The sequence below is a fragment of the Pseudoalteromonas sp. DY56-GL22 genome (genome assembly GCF_041414715.1).
In the GTDB taxonomy this organism is placed as follows: domain Bacteria; phylum Pseudomonadota; class Gammaproteobacteria; order Enterobacterales; family Alteromonadaceae; genus Pseudoalteromonas; species Pseudoalteromonas simplex.
Window position 1 is genome coordinate 609,350 of the sequence record NZ_JANHZR010000001.1, and the last position, 24,309, is coordinate 633,658.

Consider the following 24,309-nt stretch of genomic DNA (forward strand, 5'->3'; position numbering starts at 1 on the left):
TTTGTGGATATTTAAGCCTTCAGCTTTGAACCACAAATAATGAAATGAGCAATATTAAATGCAAATAAAAGGTACAAATGTATATCAAATGTTATTATTTTGTATCAATAATTTTACACTTTAACTTTATTTGTTAACAATTAATAAACTTTAATTTTCTTATCCTGCTGTTAATTATAGGGTTTTAGTTTAGAGTTAATACTTTATTTGTAAATTTTTTGTTTCATTTTCAATTTCGTTCCAATCAATCTAGGCTGGTCACTAATCGGGAACAGTGCAGTCCGGTTACTAGGAAAATATTAAATACATAACAATCTAACGGAGCGTAAACGTGAATTTATCTAAAATCACACTAGCAACTCTTGCTGCTTTTGCTTTGACTCAAGCAACAAGTGCAGTAGCTGCGAACAAGAAATACCTAAACGAACAAACAGGGATTAACCAAGCTTTGCAAACCAATGCATCATCTGTATTGAGTGCAAATCCAAATCAGTTAGTTGGTTTAGGTGCAGGGAATGATTTAGTTGTATTAAAAGAAATCAAAACCAGTAACGGCAACACCACGCGCCGTTATCAGCAGATGTATCAAGGTCTACCTGTCATCGGCGATACGGTTAGCCTTACATTTGATGGTAATGGCCAATTAAAACGCGCACATGGTGCAGCAGTGTATGACATTGCCGCCGACATCGATTCAGTGTCTCCGGCACTTAACAAGAAAAAAGCAATGGCGAAGGGCCTTGCTAACTCACCCGCTGCAATTAAATCAGTTGGGTTAAAAAAGCATAATGAACAATCCCGCTTAGCTATTTGGCTAGATGAAGACAGCGTTGCACACCTAGTGTATGAAGTATCTTATGTGACGTATGGCGATAACCCATCTCGTCCGTATCAAATTATTGATGCAAACAGCGGTGAAGTTTTATTTAGCTTCGATAACTTACAACATGCTAGTGCAACGGGCCCAGGCGGTAACTTAAAAACCGGCAAATACATTTACGGTACTGATTTTGATAGCCTAGATGTTACTCAGTCAGGCAGTACTTGTACGATGAATAACGCTAACGTAAGAACCATTAATTTAAATGGTGGTACAAGTGGTTCGTCAGCGTATTCGTTTACATGCCCAGAAAATACCTTTAAAGAAATAAACGGAGCATACTCGCCATTAAATGATGCACATTATTTTGGTAACGTTATTTTCAATATGTATAGCGACTGGTTAGGTACCGCGCCTTTAACCTTCCAGCTAAAAATGCGTGTTCATTATGGTAATAACTACGAAAATGCATTTTGGGATGGCAGTGCCATGACATTTGGTGATGGTCAAAATACGTTTTATCCACTGGTTAGCCTTGATGTATCGGCCCATGAAGTGAGCCATGGTTTTACCGAACAAAATTCAGGGCTTATTTATTCTGGTAAATCAGGTGGTTTGAACGAAGCTTTCTCTGATATGGCAGGTGAAGCAGCTGAGTTTTACATGAAAGGCTCAAATGACTGGTTAGTGGGTCAGGAAATCTTTAAAGGTAACGGTGCATTACGTTACATGAATAACCCCACCCAAGATGGCAGCTCGATTGACCATCAAAACAATTACTACTCTGGTATGGATGTGCACTACAGCTCAGGTGTATTCAACAAGGCATTTTATAACCTTGCAACCACACCAGGTTGGGATACGCAAAAGGCATTTGTTGTGATGGCGCGTGCTAACCAACTTTACTGGACAGCCAGCACAAACTGGGATTTAGCAGGTAATGGCGTGATGGATGCGGCGTGTGATTTAAGCTATGACCCAGCAGATGTTCAAGCGGCACTTGCGGCGGTTGGTGTGACTTCAAGCTTAAGTGCGGGTAGTAGCTGTGGCACAACTGAGCCACCTCCGGGCGGTGATGAAGAGCTAACTAATGGCGTTGCTCGCACAGGGATCAGTGGTGCAGCGAAAGATCAAATGTTCTTTACTCTTGAAGTACCAGCAGGTGCAACGAATTTACAATTCAATACAACTGGTGGAAGTGGTGATGCAGACCTTTACGTTATGTACGGCGCAAAACCAACACTGAGCAACTTTGATTGTAAAAGTACTTCATCTACTAGCACAGAAAGCTGCGCTATCAGTAATGTGCAAGCGGGTACTTACTACGTAATGGTAGAAGCGTGGAATCAAATTTCAGGTGTATCACTTACTGGTAGCTTTGATTCGGGCAGCGGTGGTGGTGTAACACCAATAAACCGTACTGAGTCTAACTTAAGTGTTGGCACAAATAGCTGGACTCGTTTCACGCAAGACCTAGATGCTGGTTATTCATCACTTGATGTGACTATTTCTGGTGGCTCTGGTGATGCTGACTTGTATGTGAACTTTGGTTCTCAATCGACAACATCGAGCTATGACTGCCGTCCTTATAAAAACGGCAATAGCGAAACTTGTACATTTACAAACCCTCAAGCGGGTACTTGGTATATCGACCTTCGCGGCTACAGCGCTGCAAGTGGTGTAACTCTCACCATTTCGGCTAACTAGCCACCCTTTTAGGGAGCTTCGGCTCCCTTTTTTATTTTCATTAAAATACACATCATAAAAGGATTGATTATGACAACCCGCCTAACACAGTGCTTAGTAGGCTTTGCCACACTGTCACTGAGCCAACTAAGTTATGCAGCGCAAGACGAAACAATTTGGGTCACTATTGATGCCCTTGCTGCAGAGCACTTTCAACAAGATACCGTGAGTAAACGTAAACTAAACAGCAATTTTGCGATGCAAAAATCAGCTTTGAATCAAGTTAATTTTATGCGCGTTAACAAGCAGGATATCGCTGGTTTAAGTGAGTTTATGCACGATAACTATCATCGCTGCGGTGGTTTTGTAGCCCATGACTCATTAGCAGATGCAGAGCTCTATACTCAGCAATTAAATGCGGTTTCGCAGACTGCGATGAATGCGAGCCTAGTAAACTACAGTATTGATAATGCCGCGACAGTTAACGCGCTAATATCATCGATTGATAGTAGTGAACTGAGCGATACGGTTAATAGCATGATGAACTTTCATAACCGATATTATGCCGTGCAAAGTGGTGTTGATGCTGCTGATTGGTTAAAGAGCCATTGGCAGCAAATAGCTAGTAGCCGCAGTGATATCAGTGTTGAGTATTTTAACCATAGTTTTTCGCAATCATCAGTTATTGTGACCATTCCTGGTGCAGAAAAAGCAGATGAAATTGTCGTTATTGGTGGCCATTTAGACTCAATCAATCAGTCTAATCCAAGTAATGGCCGAGCTCCTGGTGCAGATGATAATGCCTCGGGTATTGCAGTGCTCACACAAACCTTAAAAGCAATAGTGGAAAATAACTACCAACCTCAGCGGACCATACAAATTATGGGGTTTGCTGCTGAAGAAGTAGGTCTAAGGGGCTCAAAAGATATTGCTCAAAGTTATAAAACACAGGGTAAGAATGTTGTAGGCATGGTACAGTTTGATATGACTGGCAATAACGGCAGTAGCACAGATATTGTGATGATGACAGATTACACAAACTCATCGCAAAATCAGTATTTATCGCAGTTGCTCGATGCTTACCAGCCCGCAGTGAGCTATGGCTTTGATCAATGTGGTTATGGCTGCTCAGATCATGCCTCTTGGTATCAACAAGGGTTTGCCGCCTCAATGCCATTTGAATCAACAATGAGTGACATTAACCCTTTGATCCACACATCAAATGATGCTCAATTTGATGCGGCTCACGCGAGTAAATTTGCAAAACTAGCAGTGAGTTATGTTGCTGAAATGGCAAAAAATGCCGGTGATGTAGTAACTGAGCCGACTAATCAGCTTGAAAATGGCGTAGCTAAAACGGGTTTGGCGGGCGCAGCAAAAGAGCAGCTATTCTTTACGCTTGAAGTACCTGCAATGAGCAGTAACCTTGAGTTTGTAACTGAGGGGGGCTCCGGTGATGCCGATTTATACGTTAAATTTGGCAGTAAACCAACATTACAAGACTTTGATTGTAAAAGCACAACCTCTACAAGTAATGAAAGCTGTGTGATGTCGTCAGTTCAAACTGGCACGTATCATGTCATGGTTGAAGCGTGGAATGAGATTTCGAATGTGTCACTCACGGGAAGTTATAGCACCTCAAGTGGCGGCGAAAACGTTGACCGAACTGAGACAAACGTGAGTGTCGCTACCGGTAGTTGGCAGCGCTTTACTCAACAAATACCGGCAGGCCTTAGTAATTTAACGGTGACTATATCTGGCGGTAGTGGCGATGCAGATTTGTATGTTAACTATGGCTCAGCGTCAACAAGTTCAAATTATCTATGTCGGCCCTACAAAAATGGTAACGAAGAAAGTTGTCAATTTGATAACCCACAAAGTGGAACTTGGTACATAGATTTACAGGGTTACCGAGCTGCATCGGGCGTGACATTAACGATTCAAGGACAATGATTTAAACGCAATCATACTTTTAACCATGAGGAAGCCTTGCTTCCTCATTTAGTCTTGCCCTTGGCAAGTCAGTTACGTAAAATCTGCCCATCACTTTTAATCTATTGGCGAAGTTTATCAAACAACTTTTCAGTGCCACTGGCCCCCTTGCACTTTCTCTTGATGGATATACTCCTCGGCAGCCACAAATTGACATGGCTGTTGCAGTTGACGATGCCTTAAAAAAACGTCACCAATTAGTGGTTGAGGCGGGCACAGGCACGGGTAAAACCTATGCTTACTTAGCGCCTGCGTTAAAATCAAAAGGCAAAACCATCATCTCTACGGGTTCAAAAGCACTACAAGAGCAGTTGTTTCACCGTGATTTACCCAATTTAGTCAAAGCACTGAGCGCCACTAAAAAAGTCGCTCTTTTAAAAGGCCGCGCGAATTATTTGTGTACCTATCGCTTAAGCCAGCACGTTGCGCATGTGCCAACTGATGATCCAGATGTAATGCATCAACTTGCGATGGTGGCAAAGTTTGCAAGTGAAACCCGTTCGGGCGATTTAGCAGATTGTATAGGCATAGAAGAAGACGCCAAGGTACTGCCTTATGTTAGCTCAACGGCTGATAACTGTTTGGGTAAAGAGTGCCCCGATTTTCAAGATTGCTATATTCGTAAAGCCCGCTTAAATGCCATGGAAGCTGACGTGGTGGTGATCAACCATCATTTATTCTTTGCAGATATGGCTGTAAAAGACACAGGCTTTGCTGAATTAATGCCTACGGCAGACGCCTATATTTTTGATGAGGCTCATCAGCTCAGTGAAATAGCCAGTGACTATTTTGGTGAAAGTGTTAGTACCAAAAAGCTGGTGGATTTAATTAATGACTTACGAGCAATTTACCGTGCCGATATCCCTGATATGCTGCAATTAGGCAAAACCCTCAACAAGTTAGAAACTAGCGTGGCAGATTTACGCTTGCAGTTTGGGCTTGATGGTAGCCGTGGTGATTGGCGTGAAAAGCTGGCTGATAAAGAGATTTGTGCAGCACTGCACCGGGTCATTAGCGACCTCGACTTTTTATACCAAGTATTAAAGTTATGCTTAGACCGTAGCGAAAAAATAGAGCATCCGTTTGAGCGCACACTGGCCTTTAAAGGTCAGTTAGAGCGGGTATTTGATACCGCACAAACGGGCTATAGTTATTGGTACGAAACCACTCGCCGATACCTAACGGTAAACATTACACCGCTTAATGTATCGGCTAAATTCGCACAAATGATGAAAGACACTGGGGCTGGTTTTGTGTTTACATCGGCGACTTTATCGGTCGATAACGACTTAGCGCACTTTAACGCCAGCCTTGGCTTAAAACCAACGCAAAGCATGATTGTTGAAAGTCCGTTTGATTATCAACAACAAGCACTACTTTGTTTGCCGCGCTACTTACCTGAGTCTCATGCGAATAATATGCCCCACGCAATTATCAAGCTGACCCTTGAGTTGATTAAATCAGCTAAAGGTCGCTGCTTTGTGCTGTTTACTAGCTATCGTATGATGCACTTAGTAGCTGAAGGTTTAACCACACAAATGGATTATCCGGTTTATATGCAAGGGCAAATGTCTAAACGCATTATCCTTGAGAAGTTTACCCGTCACGGTAATGCCGTTTTACTCGGCACAGCCTCATTTTGGGAAGGCGTAGATGTTAGAGGCAGCACATTAAGTTGTGTTATCATTGATAAATTGCCGTTTGCCGCACCTGATGACCCATTATTGCAAGCAAAAATGCAAGATTGCCAGTTACAAGGCAAAGACCCATTTGCGCATATTCAATTACCTCAAGCGGTCATTGCATTAAAGCAGGGGGTAGGGCGACTTATTCGCGATAGTAAAGATAAAGGTGTGCTGGTTATTTGCGATAACCGCCTAGTAACACGCCATTACGGCCAAGTATTTTTAAAAAGTTTGCCACCCATGCGCCGTACGCGCGACTTAGCAATGGCAAACGCGTTTTTAGAACAGATCAATTAGAGTAACTTAGATGATTAAACACAATATTCTTGCCTTAGATGCATCAACTGAAGCTTTATCGCTGGTGCTACATTATCAAGGGCAAACATTTCATCATTTTGAAGAGTGCCCACAGCAGCACAGCCAAAAGATTTTGCCTTTAATTGATGAGTTACTCGCAAAGGCGCAATGTAAACTAACCGATTTAGATGTAATTGGTTTTGGTCAAGGACCGGGTAGCTTTACTGGCGTGCGTATTAGTGTTGCGATTGCTCAAGGTTTAGCTTATGCCGCACGCTTACCTTTGGTTGGCGTATCAACACTGCAGATGATGGCACAACAAGCGTTTGAGCAAGACCAAGCCAGCGATGTGTTTTCTGCGATTGATGCACGTATGGGCGAGATTTATTACGCTCACTATAAAGCTGATGATAATGGTCTAATGCTGCTTGTTGATGAAGAGCAAGTCATTAAACCTGAGTTGCTAACGCTACCTGAAATGGCTGTAACAGCGGTGGGTACAGGTTGGCAGACCTATCCTGCACTTGTTACAGAACTTGCAAATGTAAGCTTAAATGAAAACATTTTACTGCCTGATGCGAAGTACATGCTGGCCTCGGTTGCCACTGCTTATGCTCACGGTGATACAGTCACTGCAGCCAATGCGCAGCCTAAATATGTTCGTGATACAGTGACTTGGAAAAAGCTACCAGGCCGAGAGTAACTGAAAGAATAACGGGACTTGCGTGCCCGTCAGTTATGGCACATAATTTAGTCATGTTTGATGTGGAATTACGAGTTTGACTTTACCTATTGGCTCAGGCTTTTATACCGGTGACATTCCCGGTCAATATAGCCGTAAAAATACCATTACTGATAAGCCTAAAGCGATATCAGACCAAACGGCTGAGCAAAAATCGTCAACAGAGTATGTTAAATCAAGTCCTCAAGCTGTTGCTATTGCCGATGAATTTAAAGCTGAGTCGCAAAGCTATCAGCAAACAATTTATGACAAACCAAGCAACCCAAAAACCAGTCGCGCGATTTCAACCTATACGGAATTTGCTAACTTAGAGCGCCGCGCCGAAGTGCAAAGCCTTATTGGCGTTGATGTATATGCATAGCTAATTGGTATGATTAATAAAAGCTAAAACTGAATTCACAAAAAAGCCTAAACAATATGTTTAGGCTTTTTTATGATTGAACAGTATTTCTAAGCAATAAAATTACTGCTTAATAAAACCTATCAGCTTGTCGGCAATCGCAGTATTGTTTTGCGAACCGTAGAAATCTTCTGCACGTTTACCATAGGCAAATACTTGTACATCAATAGCGGTGTGGCCACCAGTAGTCCACCCCGTGAAGCTGGCATGATTGATGATATCTTTTACAGCAAGTAGCAGTGCTTTATCGCCCATTTTCTTAGCTTCGTTTAGCTTGATGCTGTTTGCATCAGTAAATTCGATATCAGAATACTTTTGCCATACTGCTTTTAAGTCATCGTTTTCAAGTAGATCTTTTGTGATAGTGCCGGCAGTTGCTTTAACACCTTTAACAACGTCAGTTTCCCACTTATATTGACCATGCGCACCCAGTGTTAAGCCACCTGTTGAGTGATCGGCAGTGATAACAAGTAGGGTATCTGGGTTTTTATCTACATACGCTTTTGCTTGTTCAATCGATTTAGCAAAGTCGTCCATTTCGCCCATTGCACATGCAATGTCGTTTGCATGACCACACCAGTCAATTTGGCTACCTTCGATCATTACAAAGAAACCTTTGTCGTTTTGACCATCAAGTAAATCAAGCGCTTTAGTCGTCATTTGCGTAAGGCGTGTTGGATTTTCGTCAAGCGCAAACGGTAAACCTACTTCAGCGAATAAACCAAGTGCAGGAACCTGTTTTAAGTCATTCATTGCAGCAAAGTCATCGCTGTACTGATAGCCAGCTGCTTTGAATTCTTCCACTAGATTACGGTCTTCTCGAACGTAATATTTCGTGCCGCCACCTAACATTAAATCAACCGGTAATTTACCCGCGATTTTGTTATCGATATAGTCGTTAGCAATCTCGTCGTAGTTACGGCGTGATTCGTTATGTGAAGCAAAGCTTGCTGGTGTAGCGTGGTTGATTTGCGAAGTAGCTACGAGTGCTGTTGTCATACCGCGCTCTTTGGCAACTTCAAGCATAGTTTTTACAGGTTTTTTATCAGTATCAACGGCAATTGCGCCATTATAACTTTTATGACCACTGCTTAGCGCTGTTGCACCTGCAGCGCTATCTGTTACATAGGTATGATCATCAGGGTAGGTATGTGCCATACCACGCAAAATAGTATCGAAAACAGTTGGGTCAACAACTTTAGTATTTGGATCATCTTTAAAGTAACGATATGCAGTTGTGTACGCCGGGCCCATACCATCACCAATCATATAAATGATGTTTTTTGGTGCTGATTCAGCCATTACTGAGCCTGCTGAGCATAATAATGCTAAAAGACTTAATTTTAATTTCATTGATGTAACCTTATTATTGTGCCCTTATTTATACTGCGAAGATTATTGTATACTAGCCAGACGATAAATAAACGCCTTTAAGTTGAAACGCTTAATAAATAGGAGCAATTGTGCAACCTTTTTCTTTTCAAACTGGCACTCAGGCAATGCATGGCCTAACCTTTGGTCATGGCGAAGAGGTTGTGATTGCCTTACATGGTTGGCTTGATAACGCACATAGTTACATACCTATGTTACAAAATGCGCAGCTAAATCAGCGTTGGTATTGCCTTGATTTTCCTGGCCATGGTTTATCTGATTGGCGAAGTAGTGACGCCCATTATTACTTTATTGACTACATTGATGACGTCTATAAGTTTATTGAGTCGCTTGATGTAACGAAAGTGCATTTAGTTGGCCATTCTATGGGCGCCATGGTGGCTGGCGTTTTTGCGAGCTGCTTCCCTGAAAAGGTAGCATCGGTAAACTTTATTGAGGGAATTGGCTGCGTTACAACCAACAGCAATGAAGTGAGCGGCCAACTTCGTAAAGCAATATTAAATAGAGCGCGGGTAAACAGCAAAGGCCCTCGCGCATTTGACTCAAAAGCGCACATTATTAGTGCAAGGCTTGCAAGTGGTGACCTTGAATACAGACAAGCAGAGTTATTAATGACACGAAATAGCTACGAAAAAGCAGGCAAGTGGTACTTAACAACCGATCCAAAGCTTAAAAATCACTCAGGATTTCGCTTTGATGAAGCACAATGTATTGCAACCATTAAACAAATTAACGCGCCATGTCAGCTTATTTTAGGCGATGAGGGGTTTCCTTTCGTAAAGCAAAACTTAGAAGCATATGGTAAATATTACAAAGAGTTAAAAATTCATAAGATACCTGGTGGTCACCATTGCCATATGCAATTTCCTGCATTAACCTTAGAACACGTTCATGCATTTATTGGGCAGTATAAAGCAAGTTAATTGTATAATTGCACCAAATGTGGGATTATCTGCACCATTAGAGTATTTACTCCATTGAGAAACGGCCTTAGTTAGCTTAAGGTTATTAAAAAATATAATTATAAACAGGAGCTAAGAGTGGAAAAAATCTGGCTTAAACGCTACCCAGAAGGTATGCCTGAAACAATCGACCCTGAGCATTATCACTCGCTACTCGACTTGTTTGAAAAAAGTTTTGCTGACTTTAGTGACCTTCCAGCTTTTACCAACATGGGTAAAGAGTTGACCTATCGTGAGTTAGACAGTGCTACAAAACGTGTTGCGTCGTACATTCAAAATGATCTTGGTCTTAAAAAAGGCGATAAAGTAGCGGTTATGATGCCAAACTTACTACAAACGCCTGTGACTATCTTAGGTATTCTTCGTGCAGGCTGTGTAGTGGTGAATGTAAACCCACTTTATACCGTGCGTGAATTAGAGCATCAGTTAAATGACTCAGAGTCTTCAGCAATTTTTATTCTTGCAAACTTTGCCGATACTCTAGAGAAAGCATTACCAAAAACTAACGTCAAGCACATCGTGGTTACTCAAGTGGGTGACATGGTCGGCGGCCTTAAAAAGTACATCGTTAATTTTGTGGTGAAGCACGTTAAGAAAATGGTGCCTAGCTACTCATTGCCAAATGTGATCAAATTTGCAGATGCGCTTGCTGGTGATGAAGCTGGTTACAAAAAACCTGAAGTTGATTTAAACGACTTAGCATTTTTGCAATACACAGGCGGTACAACGGGTGTATCTAAAGGTGCAATGCTATCGCATGGCAACATGGTTGGTAACCTTGAGCAAGTATCAGGTTGTCTAGACAAAGTATTAGAGCGCGGAAAAGAAGTGGTTATCACAGCACTGCCGCTTTATCACATCTTTGCACTGACAGCGAACTGCCTAACATTTATGAAATACGGTGGTTTAAACGTACTTATCACAAACCCTCGTGATATGCCGGGCTTTGTTAAAGAGCTAGCACAGCACAAATTTACGGCGGTAACGGGTGTAAATACGCTATTTAACGGTTTACTAAATACCCCAGGTTTTGCTGAACTTGATTTCTCAAGCTTAAAAATGTCACTTGGTGGTGGTATGGCGGTACAGCGTCCAGTTGCTGAAAAATGGCAAGCTGTAACGAAGACAAAATTAATGGAAGGTTATGGCTTAACTGAATGTGCGCCACTTGTAACTGTTAGCCCTTACGACCTTGAAGGTTATAACGGTTCAATCGGTTTACCTGCTCCTAGCACTGATATTAAGCTTATGCTTGAAAATGGTGAAGAAGCAGCGAAAGGTGAGCCGGGCGAGCTTTGGGTTAAAGGCCCACAAGTTATGCAAGGTTATTATAACCGCCCAGATGCAACAGCTGAATGCTTAAAAGATGGCTGGTTTGCAACAGGTGACATTGCTACTTACGATGATGAAGGCTTCTTCTACATTGTTGATCGTAAGAAAGACATGATTATCGTATCTGGTTTCAACGTGTTCCCAAATGAGATCGAAGAAGTCGTCGCTATGCACGATGGCGTGCTTGAAGTAGCAGCTATCGGTATTCCTCACGAGGTCAGTGGCGAACAAGTTAAAGTTTTTGTTGTGAAAAAAGATCAATCTTTAACTGAAAAAGATATAATAAAGCACTGTCGTGATAATTTAACGAACTATAAGGTGCCTAAACTCGTTGAGTTTAGAGATGAACTACCAAAAACAAACGTTGGTAAGATTCTAAGAAGAGCCTTAAAGGACGAAGAAAAATAATTAAAGCCGGCATTAGCCGGCTTTTTTATGGTAAAGAAAGGGGTATAAGTGCAATATCAACTGATCGAAACGCAAAATCAATTAAATGATTTTATAGAAAAAATTACAGGTAAACCGGTTCTGGCAATTGATACCGAGTTTATGCGTCGTCGTACGCTTTACCCTGAAGTTGCACTTATTCAAGTATACGATGGTGAGCACTTAGCGTTAATCGACCCTCTGGCTGAGCTGTCGCTTTTTGATTTTTGGCAAGTACTTAAAAACCCTGAGGTGTTAAAGGTACTACATTCACCGTCAGAAGATATTGAAGTGTTTCAAAAATACGCTGGCTTTGTACCAACACCACTGTTTGATACCCAGTTTGCACTACAAATACTAGGCCATGGTAACTGCATGGGCTTTGCGCACATGGTTAAAGAGTTACTTGATATCGAAATTGATAAAAGTGAATCGCGTACTAATTGGTTACAGCGCCCGCTCACTGAAAAGCAGCTAGATTATGCCGCTGCCGATACGTATCACTTATTGCCTTGTTTTGAAATTATTAAAAAACAAATTGATGAAGCTGGCTTTTTTGACATTGTTATCAGCGAAAGCGAGTTAGTCGCGCAAAAACGTGCTTACCAAACGCCCGCAGAGCAGCTCTACAAAGACATTAAAAATGCATGGCAATTACGACCGCACGACTTAGCGGTATTACGCGAGCTTGCTGCATGGCGCCGTGAAAAGGCTGAGCGCAAAAACCTCGCGCTTAACTTTGTGGTTAAAGAGCACAACATGGTTGAAATTGCTAAGCGCAAGCCTGCAAGTTTAAATGCGTTACGCAGAGTGCCAGGTGTTGAGCCAATGGAAGTTAACCGTTCGGGCGTTGAAATTTTAAAATGTATTGAACGTGGTAAAGCCGTTCCTGCAAGCGAACAACCTGCACAATTAAAACGATTAATTGATTTTCCGGCATATAAAAAAGCCGCGAAAGATATTAAACAAAAAATCACTAAAGCTGCAAAAGAGCGGGGCATTCCTGAAGATGTATTGGCCTCTAAAAAACAGATTAACCAGCTGATCAGCTGGAATTGGAAGCTCGATGCCGATGAACGTAAAGCAGCATCAAAGCCAGATCTATTCAACTCATGGCGCTATGAGTATGTGAAAGACGTACTTAAAGAGTGGCAAAACTAATAAAGCCCTTTATTGCTATTTACTTATCATTATAGGCCCTGAAACTTGCTGCGTTTATGAGTTACCTGTAACCAATGCAGCAAGTTATAATCATACCGTTTTAATCTTTGTAGTTGTCTAGACGTTAAACTATAAAAAGGGGCAAAAATAAAAAACTTTTCACCTATAATAATTACACAATTAAACCCAAACTTAGAATATTGTTTAATCAACTTCGTTTTAGTTGCTTCTATATGCGCGTTGCCAAAAGGCGAGCTATAAAATACTCCGTGGCGACAGATTGTGAGTTCACTTTTACTACTAAGTATTAATAATGTTAGAACTAACGAAATTAACATGAAAAGTATAAGAAGCGGCTCATATAAAAAGTGCTTCTGTGAAAGGGTTTTTAAAAGGTATACAAAAACAGCCTCAAGGGTAGCTAACATAAACCATATGCTTTTTTCAGAAGTCTTTCTTAAATTCAATACTTTCATTCTCAGTCCATGAGAGGCTTTTTTAATATAATACTTCGCAACTTAGATAAAACAATCTGCCGAAAAAATGAAAGTAAACGCTGTACTTAATATTTTATTATTAATTTTGTATTGTAATGCTTGTTTATCTTTTTGAATTGAAATGACTATTTAAAATAGAAAAACTGTTTGGGTGTCTATTTTTGGTTAGCAAAAAAATGAACGTTATCTATCTAATTTTAATCAAAGTATACTGCTTATTTTTTATGTTATTTATCAAGCTTTTCGTAATTATCTGAATTTTAGATATTCGCTTGGTAAACTTCTTTTGGCTAGAAATTAGTTAATGACTCTGCTACAAATAATATATTCAGTAATCGCGCCAAGCTAACAATCATTCAAACTTCAGTGTTAAAAAATAAAAAGGTTAGGTTATGGAAAACGATAACAAAATAGAGCAATTCGCTCAGGATTTAATTGGAATCAAGCGTCAAATCAAGGCTCTACTTTATCAAGAGAAATTACTTAAAGATCAAATTAAACCCCTTTTACAAGAACATGGTGCAGTAAATTTTGATTATGGAAAGGTGTACTATGGTGAGTCAAAAGGTTCTTCAACATTTAGTCGATCAGAAGTATTGTCATATATTCGTGATAACTACGGTGATGCTTTAGCTGATCAAATTGATGAAGATTGCACTAAGGTTGGAGAACCTAGGCAAGTTGTGTACATAAAGCTTATTGATCCATAACAAACTAGCGTTCTATAGGCAATAGCTCCTGGCAAGATGAACCCTAATATAGAGCTGTGAGTGAACGACTATTTATATTAAAGCCAAGCCATGAGCTCACGTGTTTAAAGCGAGCTCATTCCTAAAATAACCCTACAAACCAAGTAAAATCTTATCTAAATTTTGTTTTGATTTAGCAACGCTTTGCAGTGGGGTTAACCCGCTTGGGTATTCTTCTTGTTCAAGCACTAACCATTTGGTGTTGCCGTGCGACTCTAAAGTATCGATGATGGCAGGCCAATCAATGTCGTTTTCGCCGATAATAGGGCTCAAGTTGCTCCCCTCAATCGTACGTACTTTAATGTGCGTAGCAAGCGTGCGGTTAGGGTACTTTTTAATAAAGTAGATTGGATCTTTAGCAGCGTAATTGACCCAGCCAATATCTAACTGCAATGGCATGGTCTTGGGGGTATTACTGGCAATGTAATCCCAAAACGTTGCGTTATTAAATGCATTAAACTCTTTATTATGATTGTGAAAACCGATCTTCATATCAAAGCGGGTCGCATAATCACTGACTTTAGTAAGCTCTTTAACTAGAGATTTAACTCCCTCAGGGTGCCATGCTCTTTCATCCCAAGGTACATAAAGTGTAGTAACGCCAAGGGTCTTGTAAAACAGCAGGGTGCTATCAATAGTGTTTTCACTGAGTGCATCAAAGCCTATATGGGCACTACTGGCAACTAAGCCTAATTCACTGAGCTTTGCTTTTAAGGCTGCTGGGTTATTTGAATATGGGCCAAAGTCTCCGGCAAATTCCACGCCGTCAAACCCCATTTCGGCAAGAGACTTAAGCGTACCATGAAAGTCATTTTTTAAGGTGTCTTTGACTGACCATAGTTGCACACTCACTGGCAGTTTTGCGAGTAATTGACCACTAAATACAAGGCTAATAATGAGCAATAAAATGCGGGTTTTAAACATACTTCAATCCTAAAAAAGCAGGGGAGTGACCCCCTGCACTGTGTTACAAATAACACAAGGGGGAAAGTTAATCGGTATAGGCGTACTCGCTTAGACCAAGCTCAGCTAAAACCTGATCTAAATGAGCTTTTGCTTCATCAGAAGGGCCAGGGTAATCACCTGCAATAGGCACATTACCAAGGTAACCAATGTCTTTACAGCCTTCAGGTGTACAGAAAAAGGCAGCAAGCACTAACTCTTTAAAGCGTAAAAAGGCTTTACCAATACGCTTAAATTGCAGAGGTGTTTGCTCGTTTAAAAACGCAATATCGTCTAAAATCGCGCGATGTTGCTTTTCGTTAAGTGCAACAAATTGCTTTTTAAAACGAAGTTGTGCTTCATCGTTAAGCCATGCTAATGAATTTAAAATTTTAATTCTATCGCGTTGTTGGCCTTCATACGGTGCGCTCACCCATTCATTAATAACAGCCGGTACTTGTAGCTCACTGGCTGAAGGAATAGCGCCTTCGCGCGGTACAATGTAATCAGATAAAAGCGCTACTAACGTGAGTTCGTCTGCTGTTAAGGTCAGTGGCCAAGGTGATTCTGGTGGCATAACCAAATTAGGATCTTGACCATAGCCTTTAGCGGTTACAGGCTTGATATCTAAATCAGGCCAATGCTCTTTTGCAGAGACTGCAACGTCATCTTCCAGTGCTTTTGTGCAACCTGCAGTTAAACTAACCGCCGAGCCCGCAGCTAATAGACCAAGCCATTTTAAAGACTCACGGCGGCTCATGTTAGAAACATAGTTATATGAGTCGTGTTCGTTACGATGATGCATAATTAAAGTACCCCGTTATCAATTTGTTGAGCAAGCCAAGTTGAATTACGCATTGCCAGAGTCATGATGGTGAGCGTACAGTTTTTATGAGGGTTTGAAGCAAATACCCCCGCATCCATTACAAATAGGTTATTACAATCCCATGTTTGACCCCATTGATTGGTGACTGAGTCTTTCTTTGAGCTGCCCATTCGTGTGGTGCCCACTTCGTGAATGATTTCGCCACCTTTTGAAATTGCTTTTTCAGCAGGCGGGAGTTCGCCAACAGTCGCACCCATGTTTTCGAGGATTTGCTTCGCGGTTTTTAAACCATGTTCGATTTGCTTTAATTCTCTGTCAGACCACTTAAAGTGGAACTTTGATACCGGAATACCCCATTTGTCTTTAACGTTTTCGTCAATTTCCATGTAGGTATCTTTGTTCGGTAACATCTCGCCACGCAGAGCAAAGCCAACGTAAGAGCCATATGCATCACGAACTTGCTGTTTAAGGGCAGGGCCATAGCCTTGTTTATCACCTGACACACCCGAACCCGGCTGGCCAAAGCCACTGCCAATTTCAAAGTGATAACCACGTGGGAAATCTAATTCATTGTTAGCTTGTGCTTGATGACCCCACCAAGGAATAAATAAGTGATTAGCGGTATGTCCATCTTCGTTATAACGTGGGCGACCTTTAAGTGCCGGAATTTGCGCACCTAACCATGCACCCGTCGAATCCATTAAGTTTCGACCTACTTGGCCACTTGAGTTAGCAAGGCCTTTAGGGTGCTTTTTATTCTTTGAATTTAATAAAATACGCGCTGATTCACAGGCGCTAGCCGCTAAGATAACCACATCGGCATCAATAGCATGTTCGGTTACTGAGTGTTTATCAACATAGGTGACGCCAGTGACTTTACCTTGATCATCAACTTTGACTGATTTAACCATGGCATCGGTAATGACTTTTAAGTTACCAGTGGCTTTTGCCATTGGCAGTAATGATGTCGTAGTTTGAAAAGCTGCACCAATTGAGCAACCAGAGCCACATGGTGTTGCATAAAAACACGCCATGCGATCATCTTTAGGTCGAGTTAATACCGCGCGATGCATAGGCACTGCTTGAATGCCCATTTTCTTTGCAGAAGCGGCAATTAAAAGCTCAGGAACACGCGGCTTTGGTGGTGGCTGTAAAATACCCGGTGACGAATCTGGCATATCTTCATGGCCTGTATTGGTGCCACATACACCCACAAGTTCTTCAGTTTTATCGTACCAAGGTGCTAAATCAGCGTACTCAAATGGCCAGTCGGCACCGTGACCATCTCGGCTTTTGCCTTTAAAATCGTGCTCACTAAAGCGTAATGAATAGCGGCCCCAGTGGTTAGTTCGACCACCTAACATACGTGCGCGCCACCAATAAAAGTCGCTTCCTTTGGCGCTGGTGTATGGTTCATCAGGCACTTGCCAGCCGCCATCAACGGTTGCATCGTAAAAGCCAAAGTTTTTGTCTTTGTTACCAGCCCCCATAAGTGGAGCCTCACTGTTACGACGAAACATCGGGCTTTCTGTTTTCGGGTCATAATTACGGCCCGCTTCAAGTAATAATACTTTGTGGCCAAGTTTGGTTAACGTGTATGCGGCCATTGCACCGCCTGCACCCGAGCCAACAACTAATACCTTATGTTTAAAATCAGACATCTTATAGCTCCTTGATTTTTATATTTTTAAACCACACTTTGTCACCATGGTCTTGAAGCCCGATATGACCTTGTTCAGCCGTTGCAAAGTTTTTCCAAGTTGCAAACTTACTGCCTTTTACAAGGGTGTTCCATGTTGTACTACCAATTACAATGCTGGTGGTGCTAATACCGTTTTGCCAAACTTGTAAGTGGTTATTTTGCATTTTAATGCGCACATGGTTCCAGCTATTTGCTGGTTTGTGAGCCGCAACTGGGGCTGCAAATAAATCGTAAATTGACCCCGCTAAGTGCGAGTCAATTTCGGTATCTGGGTGTTCTTCGTTATCGATAATTTGAATTTCAGGCGCATGAGAATAAATCATCTGTCCGGTTTCATCAGCTAATACAAAAATACCGCTATTACCTTTGGTAGAGATTTTCCAATCGATCTGTAATTCAAAGTTTTGGTACTGCTTTTTAGTAAGCAGGTCGCCACCACCTTTGGTTAATGTCATAGCGCCATCTTCAACGACCCATGCAGGATTTAAAGATTCGCTTTTAAAATTACGCCATTGCGACATATCTTTGCCGTCAAACAACAACTGCCAGCCAGCTTGCTTTTCTTGTTGTGTAAGCTGATTGTCAGCCGCATTAGCGAGTGCACAGCTACTAACGGTGAGCATTAAAGTCAGTGCTTTAAGAGATTTAAACATTGTGTGTTCCTCGACGATTTACTTGCTTAAGACGCACATTTTTCGGTGCGTTTGTTGTTATTAATTACCAAATGCAACCCAATGAATGCGACGATTAAAATAATTGGGAAGATCAGTAGGTTTTGTAATACAGCCTGTCCGGCTAAAATTTCAATTTGTTCAGCGCTTGCGCCACTTGCCTGTGCCGATGAGCGTGCCGTATCTATCCAACTACCAATTACAGGGTTCCAGATGCTCATTGCAAACATGCCTGCACCGCCCATTAACGACATACCCAGCGCCCCTGACTTTGGAATGTATTCAGCAACGCAGCCAAGCATGGTCGGCCAAAAGTAGGTAACCCCAAGAGCAAATAATATGGCCGCTATATAAATCATGCTGCCCTCGGCTTGGCTCATCATAAAGATACCTAAGCTTGCACAAATGGCAGAGCCAAGTAATACACCGGTAGGGTTGAGCTTATGCACTATAGGGCCTGCAAAGAAGCGACCAACCGCCATTAGGCCAGTGATCAAGGCTAATACCACCATAGGAGAGGCACCCGATGAACCTAAAATACGCTCAATCCATTGTTGTGTGCCAAATTCAGTGGTTGCGGTAAACGTCATACAAGCAATTAAAAAGATGTATAACGGCGTAAATAAGTGGCGAATATTGCTGCTGGTAGAGTGAGAGCGTGTATCAAAGCGTGGGAATTGTGCTTTGATCAGCATAGCACCATAGATAACCGTAGGAACTAAAATTAACGCTACTTGCCATTGCCAGTTTAAACCCGCTCCCGACATAAAGTTCGACGCAAGTGCGCCAATCACAATGCCACCTGGGAACCAAACATGAAAACGGTTTAGCATAGTGGTGGTGTTTTTAGGGTACATTTCTGCAATCAGCGGGTTACAGCCAGCTTCAACAGCGCCGTTGGCAAAACCAATAAAAAAGGTAGAAACCAGTAAGCCCCAAAAACCATCAGCTGTTATCGTCAAAACAAGGCCAAGTAAATGACAGATAAACGCTAACGCCACTAATTTCTTAGCGCCAATGGCATTATAAATAATACCGCCGACCATAGTCGCAACCGGAAAGCCTAAAAATGCCATGGCATTAACCCAACCTAATTCGGTGTCGGTTAAGCCAAACTCACTGCCAAGTTGACCCAAAATACCAGCACGAATGGCAAAGGTCATAGAGGTCACAATCAGTGCTATACAGCAAAGCCGAAAGACAATGCGGTTATAATTATTGTTGTCCATATTGTGTGTCCTGTGTGTTCTATTGTTGTCGGTTTTATAAACCTAAAATTCGATTATTACGCTCAGTGTTTGTTGCGCCACTGGCAAAATCGTCAAAGGCTTTATCTGTTGGGTTTATTAAATGTGCTTTAATAAACTCAGCGCCTTCTCTTGCCCCATCTTCTGGGTGCTTTAAGCAGCATTCCCATTCAAGTACAGCCCAACCATCAAAACCATATTGAGTTAACTTGCTGAAGATTTGCTTAAAATCTACTTGGCCATCACCTAAAGAACGAAAACGCCCTGGTCGGTCTTGCCAGTTTTGAAATCCGCCATAAACACCTGAACGGCCATTTGCGATAAATTCGGCATCTTTGACATGAAACGCCTTAATGCGCGAATGATAGATATCGATAAACGCTAAATAGTCGAGCTGTTGCAATACAAAATGGCTCGGATCATAAAGAATATTAACGCGTGGGTGATTATTGGTTGCTGCTAAAAAGCGCTCAAATGTAACACCATCATGTAGGTCTTCACCCGGATGTAATTCATAACACACGTCCACGCCATGCTCGTCAAAGCAATTTAAAATAGGTAACCAACGCTTAGCAAGTTCACTAAAGCCTTGTTCGACAAGTCCTTGTGGACGCTGTGGCCACGGGTAAAAGGTATGCCATAAAAAAGAACCCGAGAATGTCGCATGGGTTGTTAAGCCAAGGTTTTTACTTGCTTTAGCAGCCATCATCAGTTGCTCTGTTGCCCACTTTGTTCGCGCTGCAGGGTTACCTTTTACATGCTCTGCGGCAAAGTTATCGAACATTTCATCGTAGGCAGGGTGAACAGCAATTAACTGGCCTTGCAAATGTGTTGATAACTCTGAAATTGTAAGTCCATACTCTGTGGCAATACCAGTGACTTCATCGCAGTAATGCTGGCTTTGAGCTGCTTTTTCTAAATCAAAAATAGTCGGGTTTGAGGTTGGCACTTGAATCGCTTTGTAACCTAAACCGCTTGCCCACTCACATAAACCACGAAAGCTATTGAAAGGGGCTTGATCTGAAATAAACTGCGCCAAAAATATTGCTGGCCCTTTGATTTTATTCATTCTTTTTTATCCAATCTGTAATTTGTGCCATTTAGTATCTTGCTTCGATGAAGCAACAACATGCTCAATAAACGCCATACCACGCACAGCCTCATTGATGCCAGGCACATCAAATGCTGAATTTGTTGCGTTATCACCTTGCTTAAATGCGTGGATCTGCGCTGCAAAATTGCGGTAAATATTGGCAAATGCCTCAAGGTAGCCTTCTGGGTGACCGGCAGGGGCGCGAAGGGCATTTTGCGTGTCAGGGTGTAATTCACCCACGCCTGCTCTAAGTAATATTGCAGCTTGATTGTGGCTTCTTAGCCATAAGCTATTAGGCTCAAGTTGCGACCACTCAAGACTGGCTTTATCGCCATAAATACGCAGGCGTAAGTTGTTTTCATCGCCAATAGCAATTTGGCTTGCCAGTAAAACGCCTTTACAACCATTATTGAATCTAAGAAGCACGGTGCCATCATCATCAAGGGCTCGGCCTTCAACCACATGATTTAAATCGGCGCAAAGCTCGGTGATTTCGAGATCAGAAACATACTCGGCTAAGTTAGCTGCATGCACGCCAATGTCGCCCATACAACAACTAATGCCAGACTTACTGGTGTCTAAACGCCAGCTCGCTTGTTTTGAACCTTCGTCTTCGCTGTGCGCTAACCAGCCTTGAGTGTACTCAACAATGACTTTACGTATGCTGCCGAGCTCGCCTGCTTTTACTCGATGCTTGGCTTCTTTGACCATAGGGTAACCGGTGTAAGTGTGGGTTAAGCCATATAAAACCTGCTGTTTTGCAATAATGCTTTGTAATTGCTCTGCTTCTGCGAGAGTAAGCGTTGCAGGTTTATCTGAGAGCACATGAAAACCATGTTCAAGCGCCATTTTCGCGACCGGAAAATGTAAGTGGTTTGGGGTGACAATAGCCACAAAATCAATACGCGCATCAGCAGGTAATTTTGCTTCTTCGGCAAAAAGCGTTTGGTAACTGTCGTAACAACGGCTGCTATCAAGCCCAAGTAGTTCGCCAGTTGCTTTACATTTTTTTGCGTCTGAACTAAATGCGCCTGCAACAAGCTCTATCATTCCGTCTAATCGCGCTGCAATTCGATGAATAGCGCCAATGAAGGCACCATCGCCACCGCCTACCATTGCCATGCGGATCTTAGCTTTGCTCATCTTAAGCGCTCCTAAATTTAAATAGCGTCTGCTACTGTTAATGTCATGTTATTGATAATAGGAAAGCTTAGCCAATAAGCGCTAATAAAAATTCGGTTGACAATGCAACAAAATCGGCGTTTAAAATATATAGGGCTGTTCTTTATTGAGACAAAATTAAGCGATGGATATTCAAGAAATAATAAAAAAAGCTGTTGTAAATCAGCTAATTGCTGCATTTGATTTACTGCCAGATATCCTCTTTTGGGTAAAAGACACAGATAGTAGAATCTTGCATTGTAATCAGCATTTTATTGAGCATCAGGGTTATAAAACACTGGAGCAAATATTGCTAAAAACAGACTTCGATTTTTCGCCAAAGCACCTCGCGTTTCAATACGTCAATGACGATAAACGAGTGATGGAAGGCTATATAGTGACTGACCGTTTAGAGCTTAACCAAACCCAACAAGGTGAGCTTGGTTGGTTTTCTACATCAAAGCATGCTTTAAAAGATCACGATGGCAATGTGATTGGCACTTACGGAGTAACCCGACATCTACAAAAAACCTCAAAAGCGCTTTCTCATGTAAGGGCGATTGAAGAGCCAGTAAAATTTATTCGCGAGCATTATCATCGTCAGATCAGCATTGATGAATTAGCAGAGCTTGCACATTTGTCGGTAAGTGCTTTAGAGCGCCGCTTTAAAAAGCATTTAGCAAAAACACCTAATCAATTTATTAACGAAGTGCGTCTCGAAAATGCCCGCAAGCTACTGATTGAAACGCAACTGCCAATTTCACAAGTAGCCTACCAGTGCGGGTTTTCGGAGCCGAGTTACTTCAGCAAACAATTTCGGCGTTTGTTTGGTGAAATTCCCTCGCAAATGCGCTCGCAATTAGGCGATTAAATTGCAGCTCTTGCCATTAAAATAGCCCCTTGCTCTGCACTGGCAAGGGCGGGGGTTAAATGCGCTTTACTGGCATCAGTTAAGTAAGGTGTGATGGCACTGGCAATGCCGCCCATCAAGGTGACGTTTTCAATGCCTTGCTTTTCAAAGTAAGCGATATAGCGGCTAATGTATGCGCACGCTTCATTGATTAATTGCTGACAAAAAGCATCGTCAGAATGGCTAAAAACTAGGGGCGCAAATTTGGCAAGCTCTGCAGGGCGCGCTGATATTAAACGCTGACTTAACGCTTGGCTTGAGTCGCAATTAAGCTGGTTGAGTAGGGTATTTATTGCTGCAGAACTTTTCGCAACACCATCAAGTACTGCAAATGCTTTACGGCAAAGTTGTAAACCTAACCAACCACCACTGGCACCATCGCTCAGTAATAATCCGTAGCCACCTAATTCGCTAAATTGGTTTTGCTGTTGGTAACCCGCACAAAAGCCTGTGCCCAGAATAATCACCGCACCATCATGGTGTTGATGTGCGCCTTTACAGGCAATCAGCATATCTGTTGACAAGGTAAACTTAGCAAAAGGGTGCTGCCATTTGGTCATAGCTTGATAGGCAGAGTCGATATTAGCACCGGCAAGTCCGGCATGCACATAGGTGTTTTTCAGCTCGCTTAAGGCAAGCCCAGCTTCATGAAATGCAAGTTCAGTGGCGTGCAGTATTGACTCTTGGCTTTGTTGGCAGCTGGTGGCCACGTTTGCAGAGCCACTTATGGCTTCGCTAAGCAATGAGCCGTTTTCGTTTTCTAAACGAACTTTACACTTACTGCCACCGCCATCAATACCTAAAAAATACATTGCCATGCTTAATCCTTTGAAAGAAGCTTATTGATAGCCTCAGCGTTAATTGCACCGTTTTCGTTGTGCACACATGAGTGTACATGCACAGCTGCTTTTGCTGAATGATTTTTTATTAATTGCCAAAGAGCTTCAGCGTTTTCTAAGGTCACACCACCTCCCATAACAATTTCTATTTGATTATCGCTGTGCACTAAGTATGTGTTGAGCTGATTTAGACCATCAACGGCACTTTGAGCGCTTTGCCATGGCGTGCCTGCTGTTAAGATGCGCTCAACGCCTAAGCTAATCAGTTTCTCAAGTGCGCTTAACGGGTTTGTAAGGGTATCGAATGCACGGTGAAAGGTCACCATCAGACCATGCTGTTTGGCTGTGGTAACTAAAGAGCGGGTCACTTCTAAATCAAGTTCGCCGTGTTTAACTGCCCCAAATACCACCCCATGCGCCCCCGCGCTCGCTGCCATTGTTATTTGTTTTTGCATTAGGTTGCGACATTCAGCACTAACAAAAAAGTTGCCTGCTTCGGGGCGTATCATCACCACTAACTCTGCACTATTAGTCAGGTTTTTCACAGCACAGTCAATCGCATTAACACTTGGCGTTAAGCCACCTAGGTGTAAATTACTGCATAGCTCAAAGCGTTTTGCGCCTAAGTTACTAGCCATTGAAATGTTGTTAGCAAGCTGCTTTAAGCACCCTTCGTTTAGGCATACTTCAAGAAATTTACCATTGTTCACGGGCGTGTTTTTACCATATCTATTACACCTAATTTTTAGTTACTCAATTTGCGAGTGATTAACAAAT

20 protein-coding genes are annotated in these 24,309 nt (G+C 42.1%); 10 read left to right on the plus strand and 10 right to left on the minus strand.

All coding sequences use genetic code 11. The features are described from left to right. Positions 1-331: 331 nt before the first annotated feature. The 5 genes from NO991_RS02570 to NO991_RS02590 all read left to right on the plus strand — a co-directional run bounded on the left by NO991_RS02570 (position 332) and on the right by NO991_RS02590 (position 7,583). Entirely contained in the window at positions 332-2,527 is a 2,196-nt protein-coding gene (locus NO991_RS02570; protein ID WP_300360494.1) for a M4 family metallopeptidase, read from the plus strand. Positions 2,528-2,596: 69 nt separating this feature from the next. After that, positions 2,597-4,459, plus strand: coding sequence for a M28 family metallopeptidase (locus tag NO991_RS02575; protein WP_300582351.1), 1,863 nt, complete (start codon positions 2,597-2,599; stop codon positions 4,457-4,459). Positions 4,460-4,563: 104 nt separating this feature from the next. Then, positions 4,564-6,480 carry an ATP-dependent DNA helicase gene (locus NO991_RS02580; protein ID WP_054552025.1) on the plus strand — a complete coding sequence of 639 codons (1,917 nt, stop codon included), beginning with the start codon at positions 4,564-4,566 and terminating at the stop codon, positions 6,478-6,480. Positions 6,481-6,490: 10 nt separating this feature from the next. Further along, complete coding sequence (gene tsaB / locus NO991_RS02585) at positions 6,491-7,183, plus strand: tRNA (adenosine(37)-N6)-threonylcarbamoyltransferase complex dimerization subunit type 1 TsaB (RefSeq protein ID WP_300544517.1); 693 nt, start codon at positions 6,491-6,493, stop codon at positions 7,181-7,183. A 76-nt stretch (positions 7,184-7,259) separates the two neighbouring features. Then, positions 7,260-7,583 carry a hypothetical protein gene (locus tag NO991_RS02590; RefSeq protein WP_054552027.1) on the plus strand — a complete coding sequence of 108 codons (324 nt, stop codon included), beginning with the start codon at positions 7,260-7,262 and terminating at the stop codon, positions 7,581-7,583. Between the two features lie 102 nt (positions 7,584-7,685). Here the strand turns inward: NO991_RS02590 and NO991_RS02595 are convergent, their stop codons facing one another. After that, the gene (locus NO991_RS02595) at positions 7,686-8,975 is read right to left on the minus strand and encodes an alkaline phosphatase (RefSeq protein WP_194441034.1); all 1,290 of its coding nucleotides are present in this window, start codon (positions 8,973-8,975) and stop codon (positions 7,686-7,688) included. 110 nt (positions 8,976-9,085) lie between these two features. On the opposite strand from NO991_RS02595, the gene NO991_RS02600 reads away from it, so the two are divergent. The 4 genes from NO991_RS02600 (at position 9,086) to NO991_RS02615 (ending at position 14,102) form a co-directional block, all read left to right on the plus strand. Further along, on the plus strand, positions 9,086-9,937 hold the full coding sequence (locus NO991_RS02600; RefSeq protein WP_194441035.1) for an alpha/beta fold hydrolase: 852 nt from the start codon (positions 9,086-9,088) through the stop codon (positions 9,935-9,937). A gap of 117 nt (positions 9,938-10,054) precedes the next feature. Next, positions 10,055-11,716 carry a long-chain-fatty-acid--CoA ligase FadD gene (gene fadD / locus NO991_RS02605; RefSeq protein ID WP_138616640.1) on the plus strand — a complete coding sequence of 554 codons (1,662 nt, stop codon included), beginning with the start codon at positions 10,055-10,057 and terminating at the stop codon, positions 11,714-11,716. 48 nt (positions 11,717-11,764) lie between these two features. Then, positions 11,765-12,895, plus strand: a complete 1,131-nt coding sequence (gene rnd, locus NO991_RS02610) for a ribonuclease D (RefSeq protein WP_371351648.1) — start codon at positions 11,765-11,767, stop codon at positions 12,893-12,895. An 889-nt stretch (positions 12,896-13,784) separates the two neighbouring features. After that, entirely contained in the window at positions 13,785-14,102 is a 318-nt protein-coding gene (locus NO991_RS02615) for a hypothetical protein (RefSeq protein ID WP_138600778.1), read from the plus strand. 132 nt (positions 14,103-14,234) lie between these two features. On the opposite strand, the gene NO991_RS02620 is transcribed toward NO991_RS02615, so the two are convergent. The 7 genes from NO991_RS02620 to NO991_RS02650 all read right to left on the minus strand — a co-directional run bounded on the left by NO991_RS02620 (position 14,235) and on the right by NO991_RS02650 (position 21,765). Beyond that, a complete protein-coding gene (locus NO991_RS02620; protein WP_371351649.1) occupies positions 14,235-15,065 on the minus strand; it encodes a sugar phosphate isomerase/epimerase family protein in 831 nt (276 codons plus the stop codon). Between the two features lie 67 nt (positions 15,066-15,132). Then, positions 15,133-15,888: a gluconate 2-dehydrogenase subunit 3 family protein gene (locus NO991_RS02625; RefSeq protein ID WP_300544744.1), complete on the minus strand. Its 756-nt coding sequence runs from the start codon at positions 15,886-15,888 to the stop codon at positions 15,133-15,135. Positions 15,889-15,890: 2 nt separating this feature from the next. Then, positions 15,891-17,570: a GMC family oxidoreductase gene (locus NO991_RS02630; RefSeq protein ID WP_371351650.1), complete on the minus strand. Its 1,680-nt coding sequence runs from the start codon at positions 17,568-17,570 to the stop codon at positions 15,891-15,893. A 1-nt stretch (position 17,571) separates the two neighbouring features. After that, positions 17,572-18,264, minus strand: a complete 693-nt coding sequence (locus NO991_RS02635; RefSeq protein ID WP_300418493.1) for a DUF1080 domain-containing protein — start codon at positions 18,262-18,264, stop codon at positions 17,572-17,574. 26 nt (positions 18,265-18,290) lie between these two features. Then, positions 18,291-19,511 carry a sugar MFS transporter gene (locus NO991_RS02640; RefSeq protein WP_300544737.1) on the minus strand — a complete coding sequence of 407 codons (1,221 nt, stop codon included), beginning with the start codon at positions 19,509-19,511 and terminating at the stop codon, positions 18,291-18,293. A gap of 34 nt (positions 19,512-19,545) precedes the next feature. Next, the gene (locus tag NO991_RS02645) at positions 19,546-20,598 is read right to left on the minus strand and encodes a sugar phosphate isomerase/epimerase family protein (protein WP_371351651.1); all 1,053 of its coding nucleotides are present in this window, start codon (positions 20,596-20,598) and stop codon (positions 19,546-19,548) included. Positions 20,599-20,604: 6 nt separating this feature from the next. Further along, positions 20,605-21,765 (minus strand): Gfo/Idh/MocA family oxidoreductase, encoded by a 1,161-nt coding sequence (locus tag NO991_RS02650; protein WP_300418499.1) that lies wholly within the window; start codon positions 21,763-21,765, stop codon positions 20,605-20,607. A gap of 163 nt (positions 21,766-21,928) precedes the next feature. Between NO991_RS02650 and NO991_RS02655 the strand changes: the two genes are divergently transcribed. Further along, the gene (locus tag NO991_RS02655) at positions 21,929-22,654 is read left to right on the plus strand and encodes a helix-turn-helix domain-containing protein (RefSeq protein WP_371351652.1); all 726 of its coding nucleotides are present in this window, start codon (positions 21,929-21,931) and stop codon (positions 22,652-22,654) included. Here the strand turns inward: NO991_RS02655 and NO991_RS02660 are convergent. Together NO991_RS02660 and NO991_RS02665 are read right to left on the minus strand one after the other, a co-directional pair. After that, positions 22,651-23,511: a BadF/BadG/BcrA/BcrD ATPase family protein gene (locus NO991_RS02660; protein WP_371351653.1), complete on the minus strand. Its 861-nt coding sequence runs from the start codon at positions 23,509-23,511 to the stop codon at positions 22,651-22,653. The genes NO991_RS02655 and NO991_RS02660 overlap by 4 nt on opposite strands. A 2-nt stretch (positions 23,512-23,513) precedes the next feature. Beyond that, positions 23,514-24,242 (minus strand): copper homeostasis protein CutC, encoded by a 729-nt coding sequence (locus tag NO991_RS02665; protein ID WP_300362300.1) that lies wholly within the window; start codon positions 24,240-24,242, stop codon positions 23,514-23,516. Positions 24,243-24,309 lie beyond the last annotated feature (67 nt).